This is a genomic window from Brevibacillus reuszeri (assembly GCF_002897295.1).
GTDB classification, from domain to species: Bacteria; Bacillota; Bacilli; order Brevibacillales; family Brevibacillaceae; genus Brevibacillus; species Brevibacillus reuszeri_A.
This window is the reverse complement of the sequence record NZ_BEXF01000016.1, coordinates 26,169-39,571: the sequence shown is the minus strand read 5'-3', so window position 1 is coordinate 39,571 and position 13,403 is coordinate 26,169. Positions and strand designations below refer to the sequence as shown.

Sequence of the window (13,403 nt, the reverse complement as noted above, 5' to 3'; positions counted from 1 at the left end):
TGTCTGTCCAGCAGGGAAATGACAATAAAAAGCGGAATTTATAGAAGATTTACACATATGTGGAGGGTGCGGTGGACAATCTCACACTTTTACTCATAGAGAGAATGGGTATCCTTTTGACTTTGGCTTTTATTTTGACGCGAATTCCTTTATTTCGCCAGCTCTTGGACCGGGAATTGCACATGGGGACCTCGATTGCTTTTTCTCTCATGTTTGGTCTGTTCGGGATTGCGGGTACATACGCGGGAGTTGTGGTCGGAGAATCAGGCTATTTGCCGGCCTTCTGGATTTTTCAGCTGAGCGCAGACGAAATTATTGCCAACTCTACGCTCGTTGGGGTCGTAATCGGTGGCTTGCTGGGTGGACCGCTGGTAGGCTTGGGAGCGGGCATCATTGCAGGTTTTCACGTCTTTCAGATGGGTGGATTCGGCGCGGTGCCGATCGGGCTTTCTATTCCGATTACGGGACTATTGGCCGGATATGTAGCTCGCTTCTTTTCACAGGAGCGCGTCATTTCACCATCAAAGGCGCTGTTCATCGGCATGTTTGCCCCGGTCATCCAAATGTCCCTGCTGCTGATCATGGCTGGACCACCTGACCTTGTACGGACGATGGTCAATATCATTGGTGTGCCGATGGTGCTTACGAACAGCATATCCATCGCCATTTTTACAACGATGATTCGCGTCGCCTTGCAGGAAGAGGAACGATCTGCAGCATTGGAAGCAGAACGAGCTTTTAAGATAGCGGAAAGAATTCAGCCCCATCTGCAAATGGGACTCACGCCACAAACGGCGCAAGCAGCAGCGCTGTTGCTCCAGCTTGAGGTGAAAGCAGCGGCTGTGGCAGTTATGGACCGCAAGCAGCTACTCGCCCACGTAGGAGCTGGAGCCGATCATCATTTGCCTGGAGCCCAGGTCCAGAGTGATTTTGAGCGGCGAGCTATGTTTAGCGGAGGAATTGAGAAAGGGTATGGCAGAGAGAGTATAGGCTGCGCACACAAAAACTGTACGCTGCAAGCGGCCATTCTGCTTCCGATTCGTGAGGGAGGAACCGTTATCGGCTTGATCAAGCTCTATTTTCGCCGTCCTCAGCAAATTGGCAAGGTAGAGGAAGCTTTGGCGAGAGGACTTAGTAATCTAATCGCCAATCAAATGACATTGGCATTGACCGAAAAAATGAAGGGGCTGATGAAGGATGCCGAGCTGCGCATGCTACAAGCCCAAATTCATCCGCATTTTTTGTTTAACACACTAAATTCGATTGTGACGTTAATTCGTATTGACCCACAGCTTGCCCGTCATATGACAATACAGCTAGGTACGTTCATGCGCCTTAATTTAAAGCTGACCTCAAGTCCGCTTGTCTCTGTCAGGCAGGAGCTGGATCATGTTAATGCCTACCTGGAAATTGTGCGGATTCGTTTTTCAGAGCAGCTCGTGATCAACTGTCACGTCGACGAGGGGATAGAGGAGGCAATGATACCGCCAGGAACCTTGCAGCCCTTGATCGAAAACAGTATCCATCACGGCTTGCAAAACATGCCTACTGGTGGCGAAATTAATCTGGCTGTGAAGAAAACAGATTCTCAGGTTGTTTTTGATCTGGAGGACAACGGAAGAGGGATTCCACCTGAGCTGTTGCCGATTTTAGGAAGTGTCCCGATGAAAGGCGGGGAGGGCAACGGTATTGGTGTGCATAACGTTAATTCTCGATTAGTCAGCTTGATGGGGCCAGGAGCCAAGCTTGTTTTCAGCAATAAGCCAGAGGGTGGTTGTCATATTACATTTACGATACCGATTCAAAAAGAGGAGAGTGCCTGATGCCGATTCGTATCATGATCGCAGAAGATGAGCGACTGGCTCGTGAAGAACTAATCTATCTGTTGCAGCAGGAGCAGGATGTTGAGCTGCTTCCTTATGCAACAAATGGACGGGAACTCCTGTACATGGTGGATGAGCACCAGCCAGATGTCGTTTTTCTCGATATCAAAATGCCAGAGCTGGAGGGTGACCAAGCCGCAAGAATGCTCACTTCTCGCAAGCAGCAGCCACTTATCGTATTCTGTACCGCGTACGAAGAGTTTGCGGTCAATGCATTCGGACTACGCGCTGTCGATTATTTATTAAAGCCGACAGAGCCACGCAGATTAGCAGAAACCCTGCAAAGAATTCGCGAGCGCTTGGTCCAGCATAAGACGGAAGCCGTGCACGCGAAGCGCTCCAAGCTACTGGTCGAAGAAAACAACAGACTCGTCGTGATCGATCCTGCCACGATTGTATATGCGGTTCGCGAAGAGCGCTTTGTCCAGATCAGCACACAGACGGATACATATACGACGAAAATGACGCTGACTCAGCTGGCAGAAAAGCTGAATGGCTATGACTTTTTTCGCACGCACAAAAGCTATCTGGTTAATCTTCAGTACCACAAAGAGCTGGAGCCGTGGTTTAACGGCGCATACAACCTGACAGTAAAAGGCGATGGAAGGCTGCGGATTCCCGTATCGCGTACGAGTGCAAAGGATTTGTTAAAGCGTTTGGAGCAATAGGGCGCATCATAACCAGCTCGGTTTATCGGGATTTGCTGCAGATTGTTATAAGGTATCTGCTTTTGACGCACGCTTCTGAACATCTTGCGCGCAAAAACGCCATGGAACGATCAAATTCTCTACAATGAAGGAAGCGCTTACAAATGATTGTTGAAGAGGAGGAGATTCCAATGGGCAAGTCAGCCTCAGCGCACAAAGGCGATGGGCAGCAAAAAACGAGCAACTACTATGAAGCGGTGATCCAGTCGGAAACATTCAAGGAGCTTTTGAGGAAAAAAAGAGCTTTCATCTTGCCGTCATCTATCTTTTTCTTCGTGTTTTACTTTACTCTTCCCATCCTGACCTCCTACTTCACGGTATTGAATCAGCCCGCCTTTGGAGCGATCACGTGGGCATGGGTCTTTGCTTTTGCCCAATTCATCATGACGTGGGGGCTTTGTATCCTCTACACCAAGCGTGCGGAACAGTTTGATCAGCTCGTTGAAAAGATCAAACAGGAGACAGGAGGCAGAGGCTAATGAATGTAACCGCATTTTTGCTCTTTCTGGGTATTGTGCTGCTGACGCTGGTGATTACGTATTACGCTTCTAAAAAAACGAATACGACCAGTGAATTCTACACGGCTGGCGGGGGCTTGACGGGCTGGCAAAACGGGCTGGCGATTGCTGGGGACTATATGTCTGCAGCGTCCTTTTTAGGAATTGCAGGTATGATTGCTTTAAGTGGATTCGACGGATTTTTTTACAGCATCGGATTTTTGGTAGCGTATTTGGTGGTTCTTTATTTAGTGGCGGAGCCGTTGCGCAACCTCGGTAAATACACGATGGCGGACATGATCGCAGCACGTTTTGACAATAAGCAGGTACGTGGTGTTGCGGCGCTCAATTCGATTGCGATTTCCATTTTTTACATGATTGCACAGTTAGTGGGTGCTGGAGCCCTGATCAAACTGCTTCTGGGGATTGACTACACGACCTCCGTATTGATTGTAGGCGCACTGATGACCGTGTACGTCGTTTTTGGCGGCATGACGGCTACCTCGTGGGTGCAAATTGTCAAAGCGGTATTGTTAATGATCGGTACCTTTATCATTTCTTTGATGGTTTTTGCAAAATTTGATTACAATTTGATGAATATGTTCGCCCAAATGAAAACGGCAACGCCATTAGGGGAGCAATTTTTAAATCCGGGCAACAAGTTCAAGGTAGGGCTGGATACGATCTCGCTGAATATGGCGCTTGTCCTTGGGACGGCTGGTCTGCCGCATATCCTCATCCGTTTTTTCACTGTAAAGGACGCCACAACAGCACGCAAATCGGTAGTCTATGCGACTTGGATTATCGGCTTGTTTTACGTGATGACCGTGTTCCTCGGATTTGGGGCAGCAGCGTTTGTAGGAGCGGGCAATATGGATGCAGCAGGGAATCTGGGGGCTCCACTGCTGGCTCAAGCTTTGGGCGGAAACTTCTTGTTTGCTTTTGTGTCAGCGGTCGCATTTGCTACAATTTTGGCAGTAGTGGCTGGCTTAGTACTAACGGCTGCCTCTGCGTTCGCACATGATTTTTATGGTCATGTCATTCGCCACGGTAAGGCAACAGAGAAAGAGCAAATGAAGATGGCAAAATGGGCATCGGTAGGCGTATCGGTCATTTCGATTTTGCTCGCGCTGTTTGCACAAAGCTTGAATGTGGCATTCCTCGTTGCTCTTGCTTTTGCGGTTGCAGCGAGCGCCAATTTGCCAGTAATTCTGTTCACGATTTTCTGGAGACGATTTAATACGACAGGTGCTGTTAGCGGTATGCTGGTAGGACTGTTCAGCTCCTTGATTTTGGTTGCCTTGAGCCCGAACGTCTGGAACCCGGTTGCAGGTAAAGCGATATTGGTCGGTGAAGCGCTCTTCCCATTGCCGAATCCAGGGATCGTTTCTATCCCTCTCGGATTTTTGGCAGCGTGGATTGGAACGATGCTATCCACCACTCGCAACGATACCAAGTACGATGAAATTTTGGTGAAAGCGAATACAGGAATGAAAGAATCGGCGTAGAACAAGTATCACAAGGAAACGCATGCCAATGAAGGAGGCTGGGGCGAACCCTCAGCTTCTTTTTTGCTGTTTGTCTGTGAGGAGGAAGTGCTGCCTTTGACGACGATCATTTTTTTCCTAGCCGTCATTATTGGAACGATGGCGATTACGTATTCTGCTGCCAAGCAAACGGGCACGACCAGAGATTTTTATGCGGCGGGCAATCGTTTGACAGGGCTGCAAAACGGGATAGCGATCGCTGGGGACTATATGAGTGCTGCTTCATTTTTAGGGATTGCCGGAACAATCGCAGTCTACGGCTTCGACGGGTTTGTCTACGCGATCGGCTTTTTCGTATCCTACCTGATCATTTTGTTTCTAGTTGCTGAGCCGCTGCATAATCTGGGGCGCTATACATTGGCGGATGCTATCGCCGTTCGATTTGACAGCCCATGGCTACGTGGTGTAGTGGCTTTAACTACTTTATTGATTACGATTTTTTACATGCTGGCACAGCTGGTTGGAGCTGGGGCGCTGATCTATTACTTGCTCGGTATCGAATACGATACAGCGGTGATGCTAGTCGGCAGCTTGATGACTTTTTACGTCGTGTTTGGGGGAATGGTCGCCACCTCGTGGGTGCAAATCATCAAGGCCATCCTGCTGCTGACTGGTACACTCGTGCTCAGTCTCATCGTTTTTTCGCGCTTTCATTGGAATTTTTCGGAGATGTTTATGCACGTCAGCACGATAACGCCTTTGAAGGAACAGTTTTTACAGCCTGGCAATCAGCTTAATCATCCATTGGAAACCATCTCACTCAATCTGGCTTTAATTTTGGGAACAGCTGGACTCCCCCATATCATTTCACGCCTTTTTACAGTAAAGGACGCGGTGACGACGCGCTATTCGATTTATACAGCTACGTGGGTGATCGGTGCTTTTTATTTGATGACGGTATTTTTGGGCTTTGGGGCAAGTGCTTTCGTGGGATACGAAGCTTTGAAGGGTGTTGGCTTTGGAGGAAATTTGACGGTAACACTACTGGCAGATGCCTTGGGCGGAGAATTTTTGATGGCTTACATAGCAGCGGTTGCTTTCGCCACGATTCTTGCAGTGGTCACTGGGCTGGTACTGTCTGCCTCGTCTGCATTTGCCCATGATGTATACAGTCATCTGATCCGCAGGGGAATGGCTTCCGAAAAGGAACAGGTCATGATCGCCAAGTTTTCCTCAGTTGCAGTCGGTGTCATTTCGATTTGGCTGGCCATCAGTGCAGAAAAAATGAATGTGGCAAGTCTCGTTGGCCTCACTTTTGCTGTCGCGGCTTCAGCCAATTTGCCACTGATACTCTTCACGCTATATTGGCGACGCTTCACGTTACGCGGGGCGATTAGTGGCGTATTGACAGGTCTGGTCGCATCCGTGGTTTTGGTAATGCTAGGTCCGACCGTGATGGACCCACATAACGGACCGATTCTCAGGGAACCTATTTTTCCACTGGCAAACCCCGGTCTTGTTTCCATACCACTCGGCTTTCTGGGGGCAGTGATCGGGACACTTCTTGATCGTCCAGCGCAAGGAGCAGAAGAGCAATATGAACGTGTACTGTTCCAGGCATTGACTGGTATAAAGCCTCCTCAGAGCCAGCAGGCAGATCGGGGTGCATAAAGAATCACCTCCTGCTCCACCCTACGTAAGAGGAAGGAGGGGAAGCAGTTGGGTGTAAAAAAAGAGACGGATTCAGTAGCGAGTGAGCAGCCTGATGTGTATGAGGTGACGCGCATAGCACTCAATGATTTGATTTCAGAGCTATGTGAGGCACTGGATGAGGAGGATACGGAATCATATACGCGAAAGGGCTATGAAATGATCGGGCATTATTTTCGAACGCCGGTCAATACTGGTGAGTTGACCTTGATTTTTGCATCGGTATTATCAGATATTCTGCATAAGCTGGAGCTTACCCAGCAGAGCGAGGATGTATCCATGGTCCGAGATCTGTACAGTGTGATGAAAAAGGAAGAGTAAATCGGCGACCCCATGGCAGGGTCGTTTTTTTATGTTTTATTGGTGCTGGGTTCAATTGCTGGTTATCCAATCGCATGAAGCAAGCTCCATCCACTCATACTAGCCATAACCACAACTAAACAGGTGATGGGTATGGAAAAAGTCGGTCTTGTTTTACAAGGCGGAGGGATGAGAGGAATTTATACCGCTGGAGTTTTGGATTATTTTATGGAGCAGAATCTGTACGTCCCGTATGTCATCGCTGTGTCAGCAGGAGCCTGCAACGGTGCCGCCTATTTGTCAAGACAGCATGGGCTGGGGAAAATCATGCATACCAAGTACATTCATGATCCCAGATATTTTAATCTCGCCAACCTACTCAGTAAAAAGCCGATATTCGGAATGGATTTTATTTTTGATGAGATTCCACACAAGCTCGAGCCATTTGCTTTTGATCGCTTTCATCAGGCTACGGAACAGTTTGTCGTGGTGGCAACTGACTGTGCGACTGGAGAAGCTGTTTATTTCGGGAGAGAAGATTTCGATAATCTCTTCCATGTCATTCGGGCTTCCTGCAGTCTGCCCTTTGTTTCAGCCAAAGTCGTCATCAACGGGCGCGAGCTGTGGGACGGAGGCATCGCCCATCCGGTCCCGGTTCAAAAGTCGATGCTCGATGGAAACCAGCGCAATATTATTATCTTGACTTCGTCGAGTGCCCCTGGCTGGATCGTGCGCAATCTATGGCGGATGGAGCGGTTTTTCAACAGTTGCAACCAGCTTCAGCAGGCTTTGGTTAGACACTTTCGCGTTTTCCTAGAGACGGTTCAGCAAATCCGACAATTACAACGAGAAGGGAAAGCATTCGTCATCGCCCCTCCTGAAGGAACTTTTATTCGTGGATTTGAAAGACGCAAGGAAAAGCTGCACCAATACTACAATCAAGGCTACGAGGATGCAAGATCCAGCTATGCAAGTCTGCAATCGTGGCTGAATAAGAACGGGGATGGGTGAGTGTATCAAGCAATGAGTGCCATAATCATGAAGCACCTGTCAAAAGGGTGCTTTTTTATTTGTAGCTTAGAAAGATGTTTTTTAAGTGCTGAGATGGGGAAATAACAACAGGGGAGATAGATTCAGGAGGAAGGGCCTCATGAAATATGTGAGCATAGAACAGGTAGAGCCAGGCGATGTATTGGCACGCAGCATTTATACGAGTGAGGGCTTGACGCTACTGCATACAGGTGTCCAGCTGACTGTTGGAATGATTAATAAATTGCGCCGCTTCGGTGTAAATATGCTTAGCATCAAGGACCCATTTCTCGATGAGGTCAAAGAGGAAGAAGTCATTACAGAAGCGACTCGAAAAGACGCGATCCGCAATTTATCCGGTGCGATATCGTGCGTCCAGTCTGGAAAGCATCTCGATGTAAGAGGGATTCAGAAATCCGTTGGCAATATTGTAGAGGAAACACTGCGCAACAGACGAGTCTTACTGAATCTTGGGGAAATCAGGACGAATGACAACGCGCTCTACATACATTCCTTGAACGTATGCATGATGGCTACCGTGATGGGAGTCGGTTTAGGGTATAACACGAGTCAGCTAAAGGAGCTGGCGATTGGGGCTATTTTGCACGACATCGGCAAGCTGTCTGTGGACAAGGAGGCTCCGGCCTACAAGAAGAACAGCATGGACAACCACCATACGTGGCTTGGTTTTCACATTCTCCGAAAGAAGCACGAGATGAGTGTCGTGTCAGCGCATATTCCATTGCAGCATCATGAATGGGTAAATGGAAGCGGAGTGCCGCGCGGACTTTCCGGTGATGAAATCCATGATTTTGCCAAGATCGTGGCGATCTGCAACTACTATGACAATCTGATTTCGCCATTTTCAGAGGAAGAAGATACGATCCCGGCGTACGAGGCGTGTGAAAGGGTAATGGGCCTGGCCGAAAAGCGCTTTGACCTTAAAATGGTCATTCACTTCTTGCGTTCAATTGCTTTGTATCCGACAGGAACATCTCTCAAGCTGAGCACCGGTGAGATAGGTATCGTCATTGACCAAAATCGCGGCTTGCCTTCACGTCCTGTCGTTCGTGTCATCAAGCGTGAGCAGTCTGCTAATAAGCGAATATCAGATGATCATGAAATCAATGATATTGATCTCGGTGAAGAAACGACGATATTTATTACTGGTGTAATGGAATGAAGGATGCGAAGAGGAATCAGGTTTTTTTTCTTCCAACATCAGGGTTTTCCCCTACATACAAAATGGTAGACTTGGGCTACTATGGGGGTAGGCAAAAGGTTGAAGGGTCAATGACAGCCTTGCCATGATGAAAAGAGGAAAGGACGTGTTTGTATGTCCCGAATTCTAGTCCCTATTGATTTTTCTGCGCAGTCTATTCAAGCGGTCCGCTTCGCGCTGGCCTATGCTAAAGATAAGCATGAATTGACCTTGCTGCATGCAATTCCCCCGTTTCCATCTCGAAATGTGGTCCGCAAGCTGGGACAAAAAAGCGTTGAGGATTTTCAATTGGATGAAGCGCGAGAAGATTTGAAAAAGTTTCTGACCATCGTGGAAGAAGCCCAAGTGCCTTACAAGCTGGAAATCGAGTTCGGCGAGCCGCATGAAGTTATCGCCAAGCATGCAAAAGAAGATCATGCCGCAATCGTAATGGGTACGCATGGATATGGCCGAATGACAGGCTTCCTGCTGCAAAGTGTCAGCTATCCAACCATTCACGATGTACAGATTCCTGTCTTTTTGATTTCGGAGGAAACCGATGCGAGCCGCTTCCCATGGAAAAAAGTGCTGGTCACTGTAGACGGCTCCGAGCATGCTAAAGAAGCTGCAAAAAAAGCAATCGACATGAGCAAGGAAATAGAGGGAATCTCCTTTACTCTGCTGACAGTAGTTACACCTCCTGTGGCATACGCTGGTGTATACGGCGTAGGCTGGGAAGATACTGGAACACTCGAAGACTGGGGACGCGAGACGATTCGCCCATACGAAGAGCTGTTTGAAGCTGAGCAGATTCCATTCGAAAGCAAAGTACTGATCGGCGATCCGGCTACTATGATCAGGGAGACTGCGAAGGAAGAGGAGATCGACCTGATTGTTCTGGGACACCACGGCTTGGGTGGAATCGCAGGTACGTTACTCGGAAGCGTAACGTTTAAAACCATTCATCGCACCCAAACACCGTTGTTAATTGTCAAAACTTCATGATTTACGCTTGAAACGTACAACTGTCCGTATTGCGGGCAGTTGTTTTTTGCTCTACTGGGGTCGCATCCCATTTCACTCGTGAGCTTCTCCACGCTGCGAATAGGACAATGCAGCCAGCGATTACGAAAACGCTGATGAGTGAGGTCGCTTGCATGAGCGGTCCTGCCAGGAAAGAGCCTGTCATCATCAGCCCGACCAAAAGCGGCATGATCGTTCCATTTACCCGACCGACAAAGGCTTCATCCACGAGCTTGATCATGCGCATTCCGATGACGATTTCCAAAAAGGCCATGCCGACACCCGTGAAAAAGCGCATCGTCGCAGTTACGTACACCCATACCGAGAGTGCTTCGACCACAACAGAAAGGGCAAAAAAGATCAATCCGCCAGTGACGATATAGCGACCATTCAATTGCTTGTGGAAGGCAGATGCCAATATGCCACCGAGCAGCATTCCGAGTCCTTCCAAGGCAACGAACCATTGGATCGATTCTTTGGGCAGCAACAGTCGGTCTGTAACTACAAATACTTCAAGTGGATTAATCAATCCCGAGCCAAGACCTAGGCAGGCAAAGGAAATGGCGATTCCTTTTAACGAAGGATTTTTTTTCACATAAGTAATACCCGCTTTGATATCGGAAAATAGCGAGCCATGCTCTTCTCTTGGTGTCGCTTCAGATGAAGGTAGTGTTTGTAAGATAAGCGTGGAGACAAGAAACAGCACTGCCATGGTGATGAGTGATGGGTATATGCCCATCTGCTCGTAAAAGAAGCTGCCGATAATAGGACCAGCTAACAGAAAGATCGCACTCATGCTTTGAGCGATCGACACAGCAACACCGACATGCTCCTCAGGGATGTGACGTTTCATCAATTTAGCTGAGGAAGGCTGGGAAAATTGAGAGACGATCGCGGAGATAAAGGTGGCAAAAAAGACCGCAATCCAAAATCCTTTCCACAGCAAGAAGACAATCACGAAAACGGATAAAGCGCTAAGCAGGTTCCCTGTGATCATCGTTCGCTTCGGATTCCACCTGTCAGCCAAAGCCCCGCCGATGATGGAAAAGAGCAAGATCGGAACAAGCTCGATCGCAGTCAAAAGGGAAACGGCGACTGGATTGTTGCCACTGATTTCCATGACATAGTACAGCAGAGCCATATTTCGAATCCAGACCCCGATGTTCTCCAGCGTATCCGTAATAAAAACAGTTAAAAAGATTCGGTTTCCCCATAATTCTTTCATGAATCAATACACTCCTTTTAATTTAAACCGAACGCTCGGTCTAATTAGATTTGAAAAAAAAGCTACCTGGCAACAATACCATGCAGCATGACATCAATTCCTCGCTTCATCAGTGAATGCAGACGCTCCTCATCGAACTGCAAGCCGACGCTTATCAGTCCGTTTAACAGTCCCTCGTAGATCATAGCGAGCTCAGCAGGGTCACCTTTAGCAAACTCGCCGTTTTCCATACCCTCTTGGAAAAGGGCGATATACAAAGTGTAAGTGGAGCCGAGAATCTCCATGACCTGATCCATGATGGCCGGGTCGGCTAATTGGCTGCCGGAGAACTCTTCGCCAGCTCTTTTTAAAGGATGGGACAAAAAATCGTCAATGATAAAAGCTCCAAGCCCATACAGCTTTTCAATCGAAGTTGAATACTCCTTCTCCTTTTGCTCCCACAGCCAGGCAAACTCCTGATACTGCTTTTCTAATAAGAACAGGAACAATTGCTCCTTGTTTTTGAAATGGTAGTAGAGGCTTCCCTTGCTGGCTCCGGTTGCCTGGCAAATGTCTTCAATCGAGGTTGCGGAATAGCCTTTTTGGGAAAATAACTCGGTAGCTTTTTCGGCGATATGCAGCTTCGTTTTCTCTCCGTCAAGGCGGCGTTTGGACATGGTAAGCATACTCCTTTTTAACGTATAAGAATTCATAAGCGCGACGCTTATGAATTCTGGAGCGCATGGCAAGGTACCTTAGCGTTCGCTCCCGGCATTACTTCGGTGAAACTTTCCGCTAAAACGCGGTCGCTCCTCCTTGAGAAAGCCTCGATAGAGCTTTCCTTATAGACTGAACGTTCGGTTTAAGTTTAGTCTAATGGATTGTGTGAAAAAGTGCAAGTGTCATTCCCCCGTCCGATTGAGAAATTGTGCCTGTGGGGAAACTGGAAGGAAGAATGGAAAGGGAGAGAGCGATGCAGATTGGATGTCATGTAAGTATCCGCAACGGATATGTCGAGGCAGCGAAAACCGCGTACAGACTTGGAGCGCGGGCCTTTCAGTTCTTTCCGAAAAATCCGCGCAGCCTGGGAGTAAAAATATACGATGAACGGGATGCAGAAGCATGTCGCTTGTACTGTGCGGAAAAGGGCCTACTGTCGATTGCCCATACAGCGTATCCTGTTAACCTTTGTACAATAGATCCAGAGCTGGCACAGATAACAAAAGAGTCTGTACGTAATGATCTAGCTATCGCGGAAGCTTGCGGGGCAATCGGCGTGGTCGTTCATTTTGGTCATCATAAAGGCTCGGATGTGCTTGAGGGTTATAAGCTGATGATCCAGATGGTTAATGAAATTCTCGATGGCTGGGGAGGCAGGGCCAAGCTGCTCATTGAAAACAATGCCGGACAGGGAAGTCGCATGGGGACGACTCTTGAAGAGCTGACACAGGTGCGGGAGCTGTTTGCCGAGCCGCACAAAGTAGGCTTTTGCCTGGATACATGTCACGGCTTTGCCAGCGGATTATGGAATGGGAGTAATTGGGGGAAAGACGCGGGTAAAATGCGTGAGCTTGATTATTTCTCCAGCTTGTGTGCGGTGCATCTAAACGATTCGGTTTACCAGACGAGCTCCTTTCGTGATCGCCATGCGCAGATTGGCAAGGGCATGATCGGTGATGAGGCATTTGCGACTTTTTTGCAGACACCAGAATTACATGGCTTGCCCGTTGTACTGGAGACGCCCAAAACGGGTGAAGACAGTCACGCAGAGGAAATCCGGCATGTGCGCGAGTTGGCAGACAATTGGCAGGGTTGACCCAGTTGTGGTACAGTGTGAGTTGATGTGGTGAACAATGGGAGGAGTACCTATGACAAAACGAGTTAAGGTGACAATCGCGGATTTTGCTCCGCTTAAGGAAAACTTGAACAACCCGGAGGAAGTGGCTTTGTACGAGGCAGCCAACGGGAATATATACGATGCGGAAATTGAGCATGACGGTTATGCTATTGTTGATGTCACGGAGGAAGACTATATTGAGCTTGCTCCAGGCGAATATCAGCTGATGATTGAAGAGTGGACGAATGCTGGACAAATCGGTGAACTCACGCTGCAAACGAAGTCAGACCCTGCAGATGACAAAGCTCTTTTGTACCGCAGTGTCGATGCGAGCGGGAATGAAGTACAAGCGCCGCAGTCATTGCCAAAGCAGGTTGTTGAAATGGTAGCAAGCACATGGTTTGGAAAAAAGAAAAAGGCAGAAATCGAAGGGTAAGTCAATAGAGCAAGTGAGGGGACAGAGCGATCGACACAGATCGTTCTTTTTTCTTTCACAGCACAGACTTTTATAAGCCATTCGATACA

The 13,403-nt window shown here is 48.2% G+C and carries 13 protein-coding genes; 11 read left to right on the top strand and 2 right to left on the bottom strand.

The annotated features are described in order from the left end of the window. Window positions 1–71 precede the first annotated feature (71 nt). From C3B52_RS22575 to C3B52_RS22535, 9 genes are all read left to right on the top strand, one after another. Window positions 72–1,823, top strand: coding sequence for a LytS/YhcK type 5TM receptor domain-containing protein (locus C3B52_RS22575; RefSeq protein ID WP_103108647.1), 1,752 nt, complete (start codon window positions 72–74; stop codon window positions 1,821–1,823). Next, window positions 1,823–2,551, top strand: a complete 729-nt coding sequence (locus C3B52_RS22570) for a LytR/AlgR family response regulator transcription factor (protein ID WP_103108646.1) — start codon at window positions 1,823–1,825, stop codon at window positions 2,549–2,551. The genes C3B52_RS22575 and C3B52_RS22570 overlap by 1 nt, the downstream gene beginning before the upstream one ends. Window positions 2,552–2,721: 170 nt before the next feature. Further along, entirely contained in the window at window positions 2,722–3,069 is a 348-nt protein-coding gene (locus tag C3B52_RS22565) for a DUF485 domain-containing protein (RefSeq protein ID WP_103108750.1), read from the top strand. Then, window positions 3,069–4,595 (top strand): solute symporter family protein, encoded by a 1,527-nt coding sequence (locus C3B52_RS22560; RefSeq protein WP_103108645.1) that lies wholly within the window; start codon window positions 3,069–3,071, stop codon window positions 4,593–4,595. Before C3B52_RS22565 ends, C3B52_RS22560 begins: the two co-directional genes overlap by 1 nt. Window positions 4,596–4,685: 90 nt before the next feature. After that, window positions 4,686–6,245: a solute symporter family protein gene (locus C3B52_RS22555; RefSeq protein WP_235615830.1), complete on the top strand. Its 1,560-nt coding sequence runs from the start codon at window positions 4,686–4,688 to the stop codon at window positions 6,243–6,245. A 48-nt stretch (window positions 6,246–6,293) separates the two neighbouring features. After that, window positions 6,294–6,605: a hypothetical protein gene (locus C3B52_RS22550; RefSeq protein WP_103108644.1), complete on the top strand. Its 312-nt coding sequence runs from the start codon at window positions 6,294–6,296 to the stop codon at window positions 6,603–6,605. A 126-nt stretch (window positions 6,606–6,731) separates the two neighbouring features. Further along, on the top strand, window positions 6,732–7,595 hold the full coding sequence (locus tag C3B52_RS22545) for a patatin-like phospholipase family protein (RefSeq protein WP_306418826.1): 864 nt from the start codon (window positions 6,732–6,734) through the stop codon (window positions 7,593–7,595). A 139-nt stretch (window positions 7,596–7,734) separates the two neighbouring features. Then, a complete protein-coding gene (locus tag C3B52_RS22540; RefSeq protein ID WP_103108642.1) occupies window positions 7,735–8,796 on the top strand; it encodes an HD-GYP domain-containing protein in 1,062 nt (353 codons plus the stop codon). Window positions 8,797–8,949: 153 nt separating this feature from the next. Beyond that, the gene (locus tag C3B52_RS22535) at window positions 8,950–9,819 is read left to right on the top strand and encodes a universal stress protein (protein ID WP_103108641.1); all 870 of its coding nucleotides are present in this window, start codon (window positions 8,950–8,952) and stop codon (window positions 9,817–9,819) included. Window position 9,820: 1 nt separating this feature from the next. On the opposite strand, the gene C3B52_RS22530 is transcribed toward C3B52_RS22535, so the two are convergent. Further along, on the bottom strand, window positions 9,821–11,062 hold the full coding sequence (locus tag C3B52_RS22530; RefSeq protein ID WP_103108640.1) for an MFS transporter: 1,242 nt from the start codon (window positions 11,060–11,062) through the stop codon (window positions 9,821–9,823). 62 nt (window positions 11,063–11,124) lie between these two features. Then, the gene (locus C3B52_RS22525) at window positions 11,125–11,718 is read right to left on the bottom strand and encodes a TetR/AcrR family transcriptional regulator (protein WP_103108639.1); all 594 of its coding nucleotides are present in this window, start codon (window positions 11,716–11,718) and stop codon (window positions 11,125–11,127) included. 296 nt (window positions 11,719–12,014) lie between these two features. Between C3B52_RS22525 and C3B52_RS22520 the strand changes: the two genes are divergently transcribed. Further along, a complete protein-coding gene (locus C3B52_RS22520) occupies window positions 12,015–12,857 on the top strand; it encodes a deoxyribonuclease IV (protein ID WP_103108638.1) in 843 nt (280 codons plus the stop codon). 52 nt (window positions 12,858–12,909) lie between these two features. After that, the gene (locus C3B52_RS22515; protein ID WP_103108637.1) at window positions 12,910–13,314 is read left to right on the top strand and encodes a hypothetical protein; all 405 of its coding nucleotides are present in this window, start codon (window positions 12,910–12,912) and stop codon (window positions 13,312–13,314) included. The last annotated feature ends 89 nt before the right edge of the window (window positions 13,315–13,403 follow it).